General features: G+C 67.1%; 15 protein-coding genes. 3 read left to right on the top strand and 12 right to left on the bottom strand.

Annotated features, from left to right (window positions below; genetic code table 11):
* Positions 1 to 151: 151 nt before the first annotated feature.
* Positions 152 to 1,003 (bottom strand): formyltetrahydrofolate deformylase, encoded by an 852-nt coding sequence (gene purU / locus JLDANKMP_RS19085; RefSeq protein ID WP_005411937.1) that lies wholly within the window; start codon positions 1,001 to 1,003, stop codon positions 152 to 154.
* 114 nt (positions 1,004 to 1,117) lie between these two features.
* Between purU and JLDANKMP_RS19080 the strand changes: the two genes are divergently transcribed.
* Positions 1,118 to 2,029, top strand: coding sequence for a LysR family transcriptional regulator (locus tag JLDANKMP_RS19080; protein WP_032966340.1), 912 nt, complete (start codon positions 1,118 to 1,120; stop codon positions 2,027 to 2,029).
* Between the two features lie 3 nt (positions 2,030 to 2,032).
* Here JLDANKMP_RS19080 and JLDANKMP_RS19075 read toward each other — a convergent pair whose 3' ends face one another.
* The 3 genes from JLDANKMP_RS19075 to JLDANKMP_RS19065 form a co-directional block, all read right to left on the bottom strand.
* Positions 2,033 to 3,133: an NADH:flavin oxidoreductase/NADH oxidase gene (locus JLDANKMP_RS19075; RefSeq protein ID WP_212561853.1), complete on the bottom strand. Its 1,101-nt coding sequence runs from the start codon at positions 3,131 to 3,133 to the stop codon at positions 2,033 to 2,035.
* Positions 3,134 to 3,314: 181 nt separating this feature from the next.
* Positions 3,315 to 4,130 (bottom strand): NAD-dependent protein deacetylase, encoded by an 816-nt coding sequence (locus JLDANKMP_RS19070; protein WP_212561852.1) that lies wholly within the window; start codon positions 4,128 to 4,130, stop codon positions 3,315 to 3,317.
* 55 nt (positions 4,131 to 4,185) lie between these two features.
* Entirely contained in the window at positions 4,186 to 4,587 is a 402-nt protein-coding gene (locus JLDANKMP_RS19065; RefSeq protein ID WP_005407672.1) for an acyl-CoA thioesterase, read from the bottom strand.
* 152 nt (positions 4,588 to 4,739) lie between these two features.
* On the opposite strand from JLDANKMP_RS19065, the gene JLDANKMP_RS19060 reads away from it, so the two are divergent.
* Positions 4,740 to 5,375: a LysE family translocator gene (locus tag JLDANKMP_RS19060; RefSeq protein ID WP_005407671.1), complete on the top strand. Its 636-nt coding sequence runs from the start codon at positions 4,740 to 4,742 to the stop codon at positions 5,373 to 5,375.
* Positions 5,376 to 5,414: 39 nt separating this feature from the next.
* Here the strand turns inward: JLDANKMP_RS19060 and JLDANKMP_RS19055 are convergent, their stop codons facing one another.
* The 5 genes from JLDANKMP_RS19055 to JLDANKMP_RS19035 all read right to left on the bottom strand — a co-directional run bounded on the left by JLDANKMP_RS19055 (position 5,415) and on the right by JLDANKMP_RS19035 (position 12,001).
* Entirely contained in the window at positions 5,415 to 5,795 is a 381-nt protein-coding gene (locus tag JLDANKMP_RS19055; RefSeq protein ID WP_024956223.1) for a hypothetical protein, read from the bottom strand.
* 237 nt (positions 5,796 to 6,032) lie between these two features.
* Complete coding sequence (locus tag JLDANKMP_RS19050; protein WP_005407669.1) at positions 6,033 to 7,052, bottom strand: ribonucleotide-diphosphate reductase subunit beta; 1,020 nt, start codon at positions 7,050 to 7,052, stop codon at positions 6,033 to 6,035.
* Between the two features lie 144 nt (positions 7,053 to 7,196).
* The gene (locus tag JLDANKMP_RS19045; RefSeq protein ID WP_005407668.1) at positions 7,197 to 9,599 is read right to left on the bottom strand and encodes a ribonucleoside-diphosphate reductase subunit alpha; all 2,403 of its coding nucleotides are present in this window, start codon (positions 9,597 to 9,599) and stop codon (positions 7,197 to 7,199) included.
* A gap of 633 nt (positions 9,600 to 10,232) precedes the next feature.
* Complete coding sequence (gene zapE, locus JLDANKMP_RS19040; protein ID WP_059034176.1) at positions 10,233 to 11,333, bottom strand: cell division protein ZapE; 1,101 nt, start codon at positions 11,331 to 11,333, stop codon at positions 10,233 to 10,235.
* A complete protein-coding gene (locus tag JLDANKMP_RS19035; RefSeq protein WP_049460816.1) occupies positions 11,330 to 12,001 on the bottom strand; it encodes a CocE/NonD family hydrolase in 672 nt (223 codons plus the stop codon). Before JLDANKMP_RS19035 ends, zapE begins: the two co-directional genes overlap by 4 nt.
* Before the next feature lie 43 nt (positions 12,002 to 12,044).
* On the opposite strand from JLDANKMP_RS19035, the gene JLDANKMP_RS19030 reads away from it, so the two are divergent.
* Positions 12,045 to 12,902 (top strand): EamA/RhaT family transporter, encoded by an 858-nt coding sequence (locus JLDANKMP_RS19030; protein ID WP_212561851.1) that lies wholly within the window; start codon positions 12,045 to 12,047, stop codon positions 12,900 to 12,902.
* Positions 12,903 to 13,203: 301 nt separating this feature from the next.
* Here JLDANKMP_RS19030 and JLDANKMP_RS19025 read toward each other — a convergent pair whose 3' ends face one another.
* The 3 genes from JLDANKMP_RS19025 to JLDANKMP_RS19015 form a co-directional block, all read right to left on the bottom strand.
* Positions 13,204 to 14,643 (bottom strand): ExeM/NucH family extracellular endonuclease, encoded by a 1,440-nt coding sequence (locus JLDANKMP_RS19025; protein WP_212561850.1) that lies wholly within the window; start codon positions 14,641 to 14,643, stop codon positions 13,204 to 13,206.
* A gap of 335 nt (positions 14,644 to 14,978) precedes the next feature.
* Positions 14,979 to 15,497: a c-type cytochrome gene (locus JLDANKMP_RS19020; protein ID WP_005407662.1), complete on the bottom strand. Its 519-nt coding sequence runs from the start codon at positions 15,495 to 15,497 to the stop codon at positions 14,979 to 14,981.
* A 204-nt stretch (positions 15,498 to 15,701) separates the two neighbouring features.
* Complete coding sequence (locus tag JLDANKMP_RS19015; RefSeq protein ID WP_005407661.1) at positions 15,702 to 16,310, bottom strand: TetR/AcrR family transcriptional regulator; 609 nt, start codon at positions 16,308 to 16,310, stop codon at positions 15,702 to 15,704.
* Between the last annotated feature and the right edge of the window lie 74 nt (positions 16,311 to 16,384).

The raw sequence follows: 16,384 nt of genomic DNA, 5'->3' as shown, positions 1-16,384 counted from the left end.
GGGGGCTTTTCATTGGATGAAATCAGGATTCGGTAGTGCCGGCCGCTGGCCGGCAACCTCGGGATCTCTGCAGTTGCCGGCCAGCGGCCGGCACTACCGGATAGCACCCGTGGTAGCGCCGGGCCATGCCCGGCGGACGCGGGATGGGCGATTACCGGAACACCACCGTGCGATGCCCATTGAGCAGGATGCGGTGCTCCACATGGCGGCGAACCGCGCGTGCCAGCACCAGCGATTCGGTATCACTTCCCAGCCGCACCAGTTCACGCGGTGCCATCGCATGGTCCACGCGGGCCACGTCCTGTTCGATGATCGGGCCTTCGTCCAGGTCCTCGGTGACATAGTGCGCGGTGGCGCCGATGATCTTGACCCCACGCGCGTGTGCCTGGTGGTACGGCTGCGCGCCCTTGAAGCTGGGCAGGAAGCTGTGGTGAATGTTGATCGCACGGCCGGCCAGCGCGCGGCACAGCGTGGGTGACAGGATCTGCATGTAGCGCGCCAGCACCACCAGGTCGATGCGTTCGCGCTCGACCAGGTCGATGATCTGCTGCTCCTGCACCGCGCGTGTATCGGCGGTCACCGGCAGGTGGTGGAACGGCACCTGGTAGGACGCCGCCAGCGGCGCAAAGTCGGCGTGGTTGGACGCCACTGCTGCGATGTCCACCTTCAGCTGGCCGCTGTGGGCGCGGAACAGCAGGTCGTTGAGGCAATGCCCCTGTTTGCTGACCAGCACCAGCAGCCGCGCGCGGCGTCGGCCATCGTGCAGCTGCCAGTCCATGCCGAAGCCCTCGGCGAGCGTGGCCATGGCGGCGTGCACGGTTTCCAGCGGCAGGCCGGCATCGCGGTCGAAGTGCACGCGCAGGAAGAAGCGGCCACTCTCCTCATCGCCGAACTGCTGGGCGTCGAGGATGTTGCAGCCGTGGTCGAACAGCAGGCCGGACACGCGGTAGACGATGCCGGTGCGGTCGGGGCAGGACAGGGTAAGAATGGAATCGGGGCGCATCGCCACAGTGTAGGGCAGCGCCCTGCCCAGCGGCCGGATGATCACGGGTGCAACCGGCCTGCTTGGTTCAGTACCAAGCGATACTTGGATCTTCCCGTGGCAAGCTGGTCGGTCATGAACCTGTTGCAACTGATCCGCAGCTTCACCCGCACCGCAGAGACCGGCAGCATTGCCGCCGCGGCCCGCATCCTTGGCATCAGCGCCACCGCGGTCGGCCAGAACATCAACCGACTGGAGGCCCATCTGGGCGTACGGTTGCTGAACCGGAGTACGCGGCAGCTGGCCCTCAGCGAGGCCGGCGCGCTGTACCTGGCGCAGGTGCGCCACATCGAAGCCGACCTGGCGCGCGCGCAGGCGATGGTCACCGCCGGTGACATCGAACCGGCCGGGCCGCTGCGCATCGCCAGCAGCAGCGCCTTCGGTCGCCACGTGCTTGCCCCCTTGTTGCCTTCACTGCAGCAGCGCTACCCACAACTGCAGCTGGAGCTGCGCCTGACCGACCGCGCCGTGCAGCATGGGCCGGAAGCGGTGGATGCCAGCATCCGCATCGGGGCGCAGCTGGAGGACGGCGTGGTCGCGCGGCAGCTGGCGCGTGTTCCGTTCGTGTTCTGTGCCTCGCCGGCCTACCTGAAGGCGCACGGCATCCCGCAACAGCCTTCCGATCTGGGCGGTCATCGCGGGTTGCTGCACCGCTTCCCCACCGATGGCCGGCCATTGCGCTGGGGCCTGCTGAAGGACGGCCAGCGCGTGGACGCCGCGCTGCCACCGAGCATGGTCTGCGATGACATCGATGCGCTGGCGACGCTGGCGGCGGCCGGTGCCGGCATCACCCGGCTGGCCGCATTCGTGGCCGAGCCGTACCTGCGCGAGGGCCGCCTGCAGGCGGTGTTCGGCGCCGACACCGCGTGGCGCCCGGAACCGATGGAGGTCTACTTCTGCGTCAGCGACCGCCGCGATTTCACCGCCAAGATCCGCGCGCTGTTCGAACACCTTCAGGCCGGCATCGCGCCGGCCTGGCGGGTGTGAGCCTCAGCGCGTCTTGAACACGCCGCGCGCATCGCGCGGCTCGCAGCGCAGGTACTGTGGCGCCGGTTCCACGCTGTCGCGCAATGCGGCAGCGGCATGCCACGGCCAGCGCGGGTCGTAGAGGATGCCGCGCGCCAGGGCCACGGCATCGGCGTGGCGATGGCGCAGGATCGATTCGGCCTGCTCGGGCTCGGTGATCATGCCCACGGCGATGACCGGCATGCGCACCTTGGCCTTGATCGCTGCCGCGAACGGCACCTGGTAGCCCGGACCGACGGTGATCTTCTGGCGTTCGTCCAGGCCACCGCTGGAGACATGCAGGAAATTGCAGCCGCGCGCGTCCAGCACCTGGGCCAGCGCTTCGCTCTGCACCAGATCCCAGCCGCCATCGACCCAGTCGCTGGCGGAGATGCGCACGCCCACGGCGACCTTGTCCGATACCGCCGCACGCACGGCGTCGAACACTTCCACCAGCAGGCGCAGGCGGTTCGGCAATGAGCCACCGTAGCCATCGGTACGGCGGTTGCTCAGCGGCGACAGGAACTGGTGCAGCAGGTAGCCGTGGGCGGCATGCAGCTCGATCAGCTCGAAGCCGAGGCGCTCGGCACGCACCGCACTGGCGGCGAAGGCGGCGACGACCTCGGCGATGCCGGCCTCGTCCAGTTCCTGCGGCGCCGGGTCGGCGGCATGGAACGGCAGCGGCGACGGCGCCACGGTGGCCCAGCCACGCGCATCGTCGGCCGGCAGTTGGCCACCGCCGTCCCAAGGGCGGTTCACCGAGGCCTTGCGACCGGCATGGCCGAGCTGGATGCCCAGCGGCATCGGCGACCAGCGGCGGACGCTGGCCAGTACCTGTGCCAACGCGGCCTCGGTGCCGTCATCCCAAAGGCCCAGGTCGGCCCAGCTGATGCGGCCACGCGGCTCGACCGCGGTGGCTTCCAGGATCAGCAGGCCGGCGCCGGATTGCGCCAGGTTGCCCAGGTGCATGGCATGCCAGTCGCTGGCGCGACCGTCTTCGGCGGAGTACTGGCACATCGGCGCGACGACGATGCGGTTGGACAGGGTCAGGGGGCCGAACGAGATCGGCGAAAACAGCTGGCTCAAGACAGTGATGGACGACGTAGGGGATGCGTATTGCACCGCCGCACGGCTCCGGGATCAACCATCTGGATGGATCGCTGTTTCGCGGCGGCGGGTGGCCTGTAGAGTCGACTGACAGTCGACTGCATTTCCAACGGCCGTCGAGAAGCCCGCGCTGCACGCGATAGTCGACTGACAGTCGACTCTACCCAGCCGATGGTTCGATAACCGACGCCAGCGCTTCAGCACAATCGCGTTCATCCTTGAACTGCAGCAGGTCGTCGGCACGGGTGCGGCCACGGTTCAGCGCCGCCACCGGCAGTCCTGCTTTGGCCGCCGCCTGCACGAAGCGGAAGCCGGAATAGACCATCAGCGACGAGCCCACCACCAGCACGGCGTCGGCCTGCTGCAGGTGCTCGTGCACCGCCTCCACCCGCTCGCAGGGCACGTTTTCGCCGAAAAACACCACGTCCGGCTTCAACACCCCGCCGCAGTGCGGGCACCCGGGTACCACGAAGCTGGAGAAATCGGTCTCCAGATCGGCGTCGCCATCAGGCGCGACGCCGGCCTCCAGCGCATCCCAGCCGGGGTTGGCGTCCAGCAGGCGCTGCTGGAAGTCCTCGCGGCCACTGCGGCGCTCGCAGCCCATGCAGCGCACCAGGTCCAGGCGGCCATGCAGGTCGATCACGTTACGGCTGCCGGCGCGCTGGTGCAGGCCGTCCACGTTCTGGGTCAGCAGCACCTGCAGCTTGCCACGGCTTTCCAGTGCGGCCAGGGCCTGGTGGGTACCGTTGGGCCGGGCCAGGCCGAAGCGCGGCCAGCCCAGCAGGCTGCGCGCCCAGTAGCGCTGGCGGGTAGCCGTCTCGCCCATGAAGGCCTGGTAGGTCACCGGTGGCGTGCGTTTCCACTGGCCGTCGCTATCGCGGTAATCGGGAATGCCCGAGGCGGTGCTGCAGCCGGCGCCGGTCAGCACGAACAGGCGCTGGGCGCGGTCGATGAAGTCGGTCAGTGGCGGGGTCATGGCTGCCAGATGGGGGCGCTGCGGCGCCCCTGCAAGCGCCGGTCGGTTGGCCGGGTCAGGCCGCCGGCAGCGGCGGCACCGCGATCGGGTGGCCTTCCTCGTCCAGCGCGATCATCACGAAGTGGCCGCGGGTGCACAGCTTGCGCTCGCCGCTGTGCAGGTCTTCGGCGACCAGTTCCACCTCCACCTTCATCGAGCTGCGGCCGACTTCGACGATGCGGCCGATGGTTTCCACCATCTGGCCGATGCGGATCGGCAGTTTGAAGTCGACCTGGTCGCTGCGCGCGGTCACCACGGTACGGCGCGAGTAGCGGGCGGCGGCCAGGAATGCGGCCTTGTCCATCCACGCCAGTGCCTGGCCACCGAACAGGGTGCCGAGGTGGTTGGTGTGGTTGGGGAAGACGATTTCGGCCATGCGCACTTCGATGGGCGGCACGGTCTCGGGGATCGGGGTCATGGGGGAGCTTCGGTGTGGGGTGCTGCGGATTCTAAGCGACCGGCGTGACGGCCATCGGAATGCACGTGCAACGGTCACCCGGCAGCGGTGCCTGCGCAGGCCGCGCCTGCAGCAGGCGTTACACTGCGCCACGCCCACTGCCAGGACCTCCCATGCCCGCCACTTCCGACCTGCTGGCCTTTGCGCTGGTTTCGCTGGCCATGGTGCTCACGCCCGGGCCGAACATGATCTACGTCATCTCGCGCTCGATCTGCCAGGGGCCGATGGCGGGACTGATCTCGCTGGGCGGGGTGGCGCTGGGCTTCGTGTTCTACATGCTGTGCGCGGCATTGGGCATCACCGCCCTGCTGATGACGGTACCGTTCGCCTACGACGCGCTGCGCATCGGTGGCGCGCTGTACCTGCTGTACCTGGCCTGGCAGGCGCTCAAGCCCGGTGGCCGTTCGCCGTTCGCGGTGCGCGAACTGCCGCAGGACAGCCCGCGCAAGCTGTTCACGATGGGATTCCTGACCAATCTGCTGAACCCGAAGGTGGCGGTGATGTACCTGTCGCTGCTGCCGCAGTTCCTGCACCCGGACAGCGAAGGCAGCGTGCTGATGCAGTCGATCGTGCTGGGCTCCACCCAGATCCTGGTCAGCGTCAGCGTGAACGGCATGATCGCGCTGACCGCCGGCAGCATCGCCGGCTTCCTGGCCGCACGCCCGACCTGGCAGATGGTGCAGCGCTGGCTGATGGGCACGGTGCTGGCCGGGCTGGCGGTGCGCATGGCGGTGGAAGGGCGGCGCTGATCGCGGCGTGCCCTCAAGGCGATACGCCCGGCCCCGTAATCAGAACAGTTCAGCGTGGTAGAAGCTGGGTTGTGCGGACCAGGCCTTGATATCGCCACATTGCGGCACGCTGGTGTAGTACAGGCGGATGGGTATGGCAGAGACCTTCGCACTCATCAGCATGGCATAGGTTGCCTTGCAGACCTCGGGCGGCATGCTGAAGTCGCCTTTGCTGACGATGTTGCAGACCGCGTGGATGGGCGAGACGGTGGTCGCCACGAACACCTTGCCGCTGGCATCGATGGAAACGTTGGTCACCTTGGAATCGCAGTTCGTGCCATGGGCGAGGGGCGGACAGGCGACCAGGACGGCGAACAGTCCTCCCGTCCACCCACGAAACACGGTCCTGCGGGTTGCTGTTCCAGGCACTGCAGTCTCCATTGCGACCTCCAGGGTCCATTCAGTTGCGCCACCATGGCAGGACCACGCGCACGGGAACCCGGCGCTGGGATTGTCCGCGCGTCATTCCTGCAGTCGCCTCCCCTTCTCCTCCAGGCCCGGCAGGGGTACGACGCACCGCCACTGGCGTCCAGCGAGAATAGCTCATCCTTCTGATGCACAACGAAAAACCCCGGCATTGGCCGGGGTTCTTCGTTGCGACAGGCCGGGCCGGTTCGATCAGAAATTCATGTCGAAGGCGACTTCGCCCTGCACGCCGACCTGGTAGGCCGAGACGCGGCGTTCGAAGAAGTTGGTCAGTTCCTGCACGTCCTGCAGTTCCATGAACGGCAGCGGGTTGCGCACGTTGTACTTCTTTTCCATGCCCAGCTTGGCGAAGTGCTGGTCGGCACAGTGCTGCAGGTACTGGCGCATGTCGCGGGTGGAGATGCCGGCCACGCCGCCGGACAGCACGTCCTCGGCGAACTGCACTTCGCATTCGATGGCTTCGGCCAGCATGTCGTAGACCTGCTGCTTCATCTCTTCGTCGAACAGGTCCGGTTCTTCCTCACGCACCACGCGCACCGACTCGAACGCGAACTCCATATGTGCGCTCTCGTCGCGGAACACCCAGTTGGTGCCCGAGGCCAGGCCCGGCAGCAGGCCGCGCGAACGGAAGTAGTACACGTAGGCAAAGGCCGCGAAGAAGAACAGGCCTTCGATGCAGGCGGCGAAGCAGATCTGGTTGAGCAGGAACTGGCGGCGCTGTTCGCGGGTCTCGATGCGGGTCAGGCTCTGGATCGAGTCGATCCACTTGAAGCAGAAATCGGCCTTCTTCTTGATCGAGTCGATGTTCTCCACCGCCGAGAACGCCTTGGCGCGCTCTTCCGGATCCGGCAGGTAGTTGTCGAGCAGGGTCAGGTAGAACTGCACGTGCAGCGCTTCTTCATACAGCTGGCGCGACAGGTACATGCGCGCTTCCGGCGCATTGAGATGCTGGTACAGGTTCAGCACCAGGTTGTTGGAGACGATCGAGTCGCCGGTGGCGAAGAACGCGACCAGGCGGTGGATCAGGTGGCGCTCGCCCGGCGACATCTTGCTGTGCAGGTCGGTGATGTCGATCTGGAAGTTGATCTCTTCCACCGTCCAGGTGTTCTTGATCGCGTTCCGGTACATGTCATAGAACTGCGGGTAGCGCATCGGGCGCAGGGTCAGTTCAAAACCGGGATCGAGCAGCATCTGCTTGGGCTTGTCGGCCATGGGTGTTTCCTTGAATTCCTGGGTGAGCCGCCGGGCGTGGCCCGGCGCTACCGTGGGTGTTTTTCCGCAGCCGAGCATGGCTCGGCTCTACAGGTGCGAGGTGTTCGAGTGCCGACCAACGGTCGGCACCCACCGCGCGGTGTGTTACTGGCAGGCCTCGCAGGCTTCCGGGTTTTCCAGCGAGCAGGCGATGGCTTCGTCCGGGCTGAATACCTTGGCCGGGGCCGCAGCGCTCACCGTGGTCTTGGCGATCTTGGTGGCCGGGCGCGAACGCAGGTAGTAGGTGGTCTTGATGCCCTGCTTCCAGGCGTACATGTACATGGAGGACATCGCGCCGATGTTCGGGCTTTCCATGAACAGGTTGAGCGAGGCCGACTGGTCGATGAAGGCGCCACGCTCGGCGGCCATGTCGATCAGCGAACGCATCGGCAGTTCCCACGCGGTGCGGTAGACCTCGCGCAGCGTTTCCGGAATCTGCGCCACGCCGGCGATGGAACCTTCGGCCAGCTTGATGGCATCGCGCATTTCCGGCGTCCACAGGCCCAGCTTCTTCAGCTCGTTCACCAGGTAACGGTTGACCTGCAGGAAGTCACCGGACAGGGTTTCGCGCTTGAACAGGTTGGACACCTGCGGCTCGACGCACTCGTAGCAGCCGGCGATAGAGGCGATGGTCGCGGTCGGCGCAATCGCGATCATCAGCGAATTGCGCAGGCCGTGTTCCTTGATGCGGGCGCGCAGGGCGTCCCAGCGTGCGGTGTCTTCCGGCACCACGTTCCAGGCGTCGAACTGCAGTTCGCCACTGGCGGCGCGGGTGTCGTTGAACGACGGGTGCTTGCCACGTTCCTGGGCCAGCTCGCAGGAGGTTTCCAGCGCGTGGAAGTAGATCGCTTCGGCAATCTTCTTCGACAGGGCGCGGGCTTCGGCGCTGTCGAACGGCAGGCGCTTGCGGAAGAACACGTCCTGCAGGCCCATGCAGCCCAGGCCGACCGGACGCCAGCGCAGGTTCGCGCGGCGGGCGGTTTCGATCGGGTAGAAGTTCAGGTCGATGACGCGGTCGAGCTGGCGCACGGCCAGGCGCACGGTCTCGGCCAGCTTCTCGAAATCGAACTCGTTGTGCTCGTCGAAGTGGTTGCCCAGGTTGATCGAACCCAGGTTGCACACCGCGGTTTCATCGTTGGAGGTGACTTCCAGGATTTCCGTGCACAGGTTGGACAGGTGGATCACGTTGCCCGGACGCAGGGTCTGGTTGCTGGCGCGGTTGCACTTGTCCTTGAAGGTCATCCAGCCGTTGCCGGTCTCGGCCAGCGTACGCATCATGCGGGCGTACAGCTTGCGGGCAGAAATGGTGCGGTTGGCCTTGCCCTGGGCTTCGGCCTGCAGGTAGGCGGCCTCGAAGGCTTCGCCGAACAGGTCGGTGAACTCCGGCACGACGCGCGGATCGAACAGCGACCATTCCTGGTCGGCTTCGACGCGCTTCATGAACAGGTCCGGCACCCAGTTGGCCAGGTTCAGGTTGTGCGCGCGGCGGGCTTCGTCACCGGTGTTGTCACGCAGCTCGAGGAAGTCCTCGATGTCGGCGTGCCAGGTCTCCAGGTACACGCAGGCCGCGCCCTTGCGCTTGCCGCCCTGGTTCACTGCGGCCACGGACGAATCCATGGTCTTCAGCCACGGCACGATGCCGTTGGAGTGGCCGTTGGTCGACTTGATGAGCGAACCACGCGAACGCACGCGGGTGTAGCTGACGCCGATGCCGCCGGAGAACTTCGACAGCTGGGCGATGTCGCCGTACTTGGAGTAGATCGACTCCAGCGAGTCCTGCGGCGAGTCCAGCAGGAAGCACGAGGACAGCTGCTCGTGGGTGGTGCCGGAATTGAACAGGGTCGGGCTGGACGGCAGGTAGTCCAGGTTGCCCATGCGCTTGTACAGCGCCAGGGTCTCGGACACGTCCTCGCTCAGCGCGCTGGCGATGCGCAGGAAGAACTGCTGCGGGGTCTCGATCACCTTGCGGGTGTGCGGGTGGCGCAGCAGGTAACGGTCGTACAGGGTACGCAGGCCGAAGTAATCGAAGTTCAGGTCCAGCGAGATGTCGATGGCATCGTTGAGCTTGCGCGCGTTGGTCTGCACGAAGTTCAGCAGGCGGTCGTTGATCAGGCCGACTTCATGGCCACGGCTGACCGACTGCGAGAAGGCGTAGATTTCCTGGCCCGAGACTTCCTTGGCAATGTAGTTGGCCAGCAGGCGCGCAGCCAGGCGGCCGTACTCGGGCTCTTCACCGATCAGCAGGGCGGCGGTGCGGATGGACAGTTCGTCCAGCTCGCGGGTGGTGGCGCCGTTGTACAGGCCGGAAATGGTGCGGGTGGCCACGCGCATCGGATCGACGGCGTGCAGGCCTTCGGAGGAACGCTGCACCGCGCGCACGATCTTGTTCAGGTCCACCAGTTCGGTCGTGCCATTGCGCTTGGTCACACTCATCGCGTTGGCCGTCGGCGGCGACGTCAACAGGAATTCGCTTTCCTTCTCGATGGTGGCGCTGGATTCGGTGGTCACGGCGTGTGTCCTCTTGGCGTGATTGGTGGGTGCTCGATGCATCGGGTGACGCAGCCCGGGACATGACAGCCCAGGATGGCAGGACGGCGTCGCAGCGGATGAGACCCTGCGCCTGCCACTGCCGTTGACGATCGCGGATGGGTACCCGGGCATCCCTGGAATTGGGGTTGCTGCGACCGACGGCCACAAGATAGTGGGGGTGATGGGGCCCGTCAACGCCAAATGTAGTGAAATTCGGCAATCCCTTGCGCCGCAAGGATCGTGCCACCGGCGTCCGGATCAGACGCTTCAGACCTGCCGGAACGGGCTGCGCAGTCAAGCCCGAAAGACGTCATTGCGGTGGTACAACGCACCGCGAAAACGGAACAATGACAGCTTCACATGACAGTGATGAAACTGGCTAGGGACAACCCTGTGGACAGGTGGTGGGCAGCCGGTGGGAATCCGGTGGACGCCGGGACCGCCCGCCGGGCAGCGACCCGAGGCTGCATGTGTCGGCCAGGCCGGAGCAGCGGCCGCAGGGAAACGCCGTTGCGCCCTCCCCCCGATCATTGCCGGCCAGCGGCCGGCGCTACCGGAATCCCAGGGGGGTCGTGCCGGCCGCTGGCCGGCAACGCACGCCCGCAGGCCCCCTCACGCCCGGTGCGGGGTGCCCAGGTACTCGGCGCTCTGCATTTCGATCAGGCGCGAGGCGGTACGTTCGAACGCCCCTTGCAGGCGCTGGCCGGTGTACAGCTCGATCGGCGAGGTGCTGGCGGTGCAGACCAGGTTGACGTGGCGGTCGTACAGCTCGTCGATCAGGTTGACGAAGCGGCGCGCGGCATCTTCGTTCAGGCGGTCGAAGGCGGGAATGCCGCCCAGCAGCACCGTGTTGAACTCGTGCGCGATCTCGATGTAATCCGAGGGCCCGCGCGGGCCTTCGCACAGCGCGGCGAAATCGAACCAGGCAATGCTCTTGCCGCGGCCACGCACCGGAATCTTGCGGCCCTCGATCTCGATGTTGCCGGGCTTGGCCGGCTGGCCGCCGCTCAGCTCGTTCCAGCGTGTGGCCAGCCACTCATCGCTGTCGGCCGCCAGCGGTGCGCGGTATACCGGCGAGCGGGTCAGCGCGCGCATGCGGTAATCCTCGGTACCTTCGGCATACAGCTCGACGCAGAAGCGCTGCAGCAGGCCAATGGCCGGCAGGAAGCTCTCGCGCTGCAGGCCGTTGAGGTACAGGTTCTCCACTGCGGTGTTGGAGGTGGTGACCAGGGTCACGCCCTCGGCGAACAGGCGCTCCAGCAGCCGCGCCAGCAGCATCGCATCGCCGATGTCGGTGACGAAGAACTCGTCCAGCACCAGCACGCGCAGGTTGCTGCGCCATTCCTGGGCGATCTTCGCCAGCGGGTCGCTCTGGCCCTGGTGCTCGCGCAGGCGCTCGTGGACGCTGCGCATGAAGCGATGGAAGTGGGTGCGGTACTTCTGCTTGATCGGCAGCCCGTCGTAGAACAGGTCGACCAGGAAGGTCTTGCCGCGGCCGACGCCGCCCCAGAAGTACAGGCCCTTGACCGGCTCGGGCTTCTTCCAGAACGAGGACAGGCGGTCCAGCCAACCGTCCTCGGCACTGTCCAGCAGGCCCAGGTGGATGCGGTCCAGCTCGGCCAGCGCCGCATGCTGGGCCGGGTCGTTCTGCCAGTCGCCACGGGCAACCCCTTCCGCGTACCGCTGCGACGGGGTCAGCTCGGTTGCACTCATGCCGCCGCGCCCAGCCAGTGCTTCACGCCGTGGGTCAGCGCGCCGCGCAGGTCGATCAGCTTGCGGTGGAAGAAGTGGCTGGTCTCGGGCATGCGCACCAGCTCATGCGGGAAATCCAGCGAGTCCAGCCACTGGTAGACAGCCTGCGGGTCGACGATCTCGTCCTGCTCGCCCTGGATCACCAGCCAACGGGCCGGCGGTGCGATGCCGTCGAAGTCCCAGCGGCCGGCCGGCGGCGCGATCGAGATCAGCGCTTCCGGCTGCAACTCGGCCGCGGCCTTCAGTGAAACGAACGCGCCGAAGCTGAAACCGGCCAGCCACAGGCGGTCGTCCGGACGCTGGCTGCGCACCCAGGCGGCGACGGCCTTCAGGTCGTCCTGCTCGCCCACGCCATGGTCGAACTCACCGGCCGAACCACCCACGCTGCGGAAGTTGAAGCGCACCGTGGCGATGCCCAGCTCGCGCAGGGTGGTGGCGGTCATGGTGACCACCTTGTTGTGGAGGGTGCCGCCTTCGGTGGACAACGGGTGGCAGATGATGGCCACGATCGGCTGCACCGGCACATCGGCCTTGGGCAGGTCGACGACCACTTCCAGCGGGCCGGCCGGGCCGTCCAGTTCGAGGCAGGCGGTTTCGCCGGGGGCGACGGGGAACGAGTGCTTGTGCATGGCACCATGATACCGTCCCCCGCCCCTGCCCTGTGCCCGTCCCATGCTCTACCTGTCTTTGGCCGTGATCTGCAGCGTGCTGGTTTCGGTGTTGTTGAAGGTGGCCGGACGCCGCCAGCTGGATGTTTCGCAGATGGTCACCTGGAACTATCTGGTGGCGGCAACGCTCACCGCCGTGGTGCTGCGGCCGCCACTGGATGCGCTGCGCGCGCCGCACGCGCCGTGGCTGTCATTGCTGGCGCTGGCGGTGGTGCTGCCCTCGATTTTCCTGGTGCTGGGCCGCGCGGTGGCGGTGGCCGGCATCGTCCGCAGCGATGTGGCGCAGCGGCTGTCGCTGCTGCTGTCATTGGCGGCAGCCTTCCTGTTCTTCGGCCAGACCGCCACGCCGTGGAAGCTGGCCGGGCTTGGCCTGGGCCTGCTGGCGATGGTAGCCATCAGCCTGCGCCCGCGCGGACCGGCGGTGGCGTCCTCGCCCGGTGGCTGGGGCTGGCTGCTGGCGGTATGGGCCGGCTTCGCGGTGGTGGACGTGCTGCTCAAGCAGGTGGCGCTGTCCGGCACGCCGTCGATGGCGGCGGTGCTGGCCAGCTTCAGCGTGGCCTTCGTGCTGATGCTGGCGTTGCAGCTGTGGCGGCACGCCAGTGGCCGCAGCCGGTTGGCCTGGCGCAACCTCGGCGCAGGTGCGCTGCTGGGCCTGCTCAATGGCGGCAACATCCTCTTCTATGTGCACGCCCACCAGTCGATGCCGGACAACCCGGCCACCGTGTTCGCCGGCATGAACATCGGCGTGGTGGTGCTGGGCGCGCTGGTAGGCGTGTTCGCCTTCGGCGAGGCCACCACGAAGTGGAACCGCGCCGGCCTGGCGCTGGCGGTGCTGGCGATCGGGTTGATCGCCTGGGGGTGAGCGTTGGTTGCGGAGGGCCATTTCCGCGCCCGCGGTGGGATGTCACTTTTCTTTTCGCGCGAAAAGAAAAGTAACCAAAAGAAACGCGCCGCCAGCCGCGAGCCGGTGCTGTGCACCGGTACCCTGCGCTTCTCGATGAACCAGGGGACGGCGCCGAACTCGCTGCGCTCAAACATCGGCGCCTCTTCGCCCCTGATTCACCTGCGATGCTCGGCTCGCTTGAAGACGGACTGGAAGATCAAAAGCAACGGCAGGATCCGTGCCGATCAAGGTCCCTCCCAGAGCAGATCCCCGCCGAACCTTATCTGTCGAAACCCAACAACAGCGGGTCGTGGTCGGAGCTGCGCCACGGGCCCTGCACGTTGCGGCCCTGATAGCCGCTGGCATCCTGTTCGTCGGCATTGCTGTGCCACTCGGCGGCACCGCGCAGGCGCTTGGCCATGCCCGGGCTCAGCAGCGCGTGGTCGAGGCGGCCGGTATAGCCGTTGTAGACGTAGCTGTAGGGATGCTCGACCTTGGCGACCTTGAACGCGTCCTGCCAGCCCAGGTCATGCAGGGTGCGGATCGGGTCTTCCATCGCGTAGGCATTGAAATCGCCGAGCAGCACCGCGTCCTTTGCACCGGTACCGGTCGGGTCGGTCTGCAGCCAGGCGTGCAGCTGCTGCGCCGAGGTCACGCGGGTGGCGTTCCAGCAGCCCTGGTTGTCGTTGTGGTCGGCGTCGGCACCGGCGGCGTCGCGGCAGCCCTTTGACTTGAAGTGGTTGGCCACCACCACGAACGGCGCGCCCTGCTTGCCCCGGAAGGCCTGCGCCAGCGGCACGCGGCTGTGCTCGACGAACGGGCCACCGGTCAGCGTGGCCGGCTTGCCCACCGGCTGCAGGCGCGCGCTGCGGTAGATGATGCCGACCCGGATCGGGTTGTCACCGGGGCCGTTGCCCGCGTCGACAAAGCGCCAGTCGCCCTGCGCGCCACGGTCGCGGTTGAGCGCATCGACCAGTTCGGCGATGGCCGACTGCGGGCCGTAGCCGTCGTTCTCCAGTTCCATCAGCGCGGCGACATCGGCGCCCAGCGCGTTGACCGTGGTGACCAGCTTGGCCACCTGCGCCTTGTGTTCCTCCAGCGTGCGTGCGCCGCGCAGGGTCGGGAAGCCACCGCCCTGGCCGTCGCCGTTGAAGAAGTTCTCCAGGTTGAAGGCCGCCACATGCAGGCTGCCCGGCACGGTCGGCACCGCCGGGCGCTTCAGTTCCGGCAGCTTCAGCGCGCCTTCGACCTGCAGGCGCGGATGGCCCTGCGCGTCCATGCGCACGATGCCCTGCACATCGCGCAGCTGCATGCCGGTGCGCAGCACCGGGTTGCCCGGCAGGTAAGCCACGCTGGCCGGGTCGCGGGCATCGCTGCCATCTTCCAGCACCAGGCGGCGGCGCTGGTTGTCGGCCCTCACCTGCTCATAGCCGGCAGTGCCCGGCGTGGCCACTTCGGTCGGCTGCCAGAGGCGGCCATCGAAGGCCACGGTGAGCTGGCCGAAGCGCTCCAGGCCGTCGGTACCGGCCAGGGTCAGCGGTGCGGCGATGCGCACGCGCTGGCCATCCAGTGCACGCCAGTCGGCCGGCGCGGCGGTCAGCACCACGGTGGCGCTGCCGCGCGCAGCGGAGGGCGACGTGACCGGTGCGGCCTGCGGCTGGGCAAAGGCGCCGGCCGGCAGCAGCAGGGACAGGGCAAGGGCGAGGGAACGGCGGCGCATCGACGGGCGACTCCATGGAAGAGGCGCACAGACTAACCTTGAAATGCGAAACCCCAGCGACGCGCGCGGTTTTGGCCTTGGCCGGCAAAGCCGCCGGCGGCAGACGGAGAACGACCGCGGCGATTGGGGCGACCGGCGGGTAGAGTCGACGGTTAGTCGACTATCGCGCGCAGCGCGGGCTTTTTCGGTGGCGTTGGGAAGAGCAGTCGACTCTACCCCCTTCCCGCGATTCCGCCATCCCATTCGGCCGTTCCATGTTCCGCGGTTCCGCCATCCCGTTCGGCGGTTCCATGTTTCGACGTTTCCGCCGTTTCGCGGTTTGGCCGTTCCGGCGCTTACTTCAGGTTGCCCAGCATCCAGTCCACGGTGGCGTGGATCTGTTCCTCGGTCAGGGCCGGGTTGCCACCCTTGGGCGGCATGATGCCGCCATCCGGGCCGGTGTAGCCCTCGATGGCGTGCTTGTAGAGGGTGTCCTTGCCCTGCGCGATGCGCTTGTCCCAGTGCGAATGGTCCAGCGTCGGCGCCATGCCCACGCCGGTGGTGTGGCAGGCGGTGCACAGGTTGTCGAAGATGACCTTGCCGTCCTTGGTGCCACCGTACGCCACCTGCGACGCGGCCTTGGCCAGCGCGGCGGCCTTGGCCGCTGCCTGCGCGGCGGCGCCGGTGCTGCCGGCATAGACCGCGCCGGTGGGCGAAATGCGCTGTTCGGTGCGCTTGGCCGCCGTCGGCGACACCTCGGGCGGAATCCGGGTGTGGATGTAGGCGGCAAGGAGGATGAGGCCGAGGGTGATGGTCGCCAGCAGCGCGATCACCATGGAGAAGCGTTTCAGGAACTCCAGATCGTAATTCCGCACTCTTCGTTACCCCTGGCTGATAGTCGTTGGACCACGGCTGAGCGACTGCGTGATGGACCGAGTATAGAACGCGCTTTGCGTGCGACAACAGGCGTCACTGCTGGTGCGGCGCAACATGCCGGGGGCTGGGGTCAGATCCCTTTTGCGGCGCAGAAGGGATCTGACCCCAGCAACAGAAGCCGGCCAGCGGCCGGCTCTACCACGTTACCGGGCGCCGATCGCGCGCAGGCAGAAGCTGCAGATCGCATCCACCAGCGCGTCTTCGTCGCGGTGCGCTTCGCGGCTGGGTGCGGTCGGGCCGACCATCGCCTCGGTGAAGGCGCCGACCAGGCAGGCGGCGGCCACATGCGCGTCCTGCGCCGGCAGCTCGCCGGCGGCCACGCCCTCCTCCACCAGCCGCAGGAAGACATCCCCAAAGGCACGACGGCCACGCATGCGTTCGGCTTCCACGTCCGGGTCGACCGGCTCGACGATGAAGGCATGGGCCAGCCCCGGCCCGGCCAGGGCGCGGCGAACGAAGGCGGTGATCGCCAGCCGCAGGCGCTCGCTGGCCACCTCCGGACCACTGGCGATGCGCTCCATGATCGCGACCTCGTGGGCCACCGCGGCGTTGAGCACCTCCACGAACAGCTCGGCCTTGGACGGGAAATGGCGATAGATCAGGCCGGTGGATACCCCCGCCTGGGTTGCCACGGCGGTCACCGGGGCATTGCGCCAGCCGCCGGTGGCGACCAGCTCGCGAGTGGCCAGCAGGATCCGTTCACGGGCCCCGGCCAGGCGTTCTTCCATCAGTGCAGAGCGTTTGTAGGCCATGTTTTGATTCTGGTTTCAATTTTTGAATTTGTATTCACTTCTTATCCGAACCCCGCTACGCTGGGTCCAATCGC

It is taken from the genome of Stenotrophomonas sp. PE591 (genome assembly GCF_018320795.1).
GTDB lineage: Bacteria > Pseudomonadota > Gammaproteobacteria > Xanthomonadales > Xanthomonadaceae > Stenotrophomonas > Stenotrophomonas maltophilia.
This window is presented reverse-complemented; position numbering and strand designations above follow the sequence as displayed.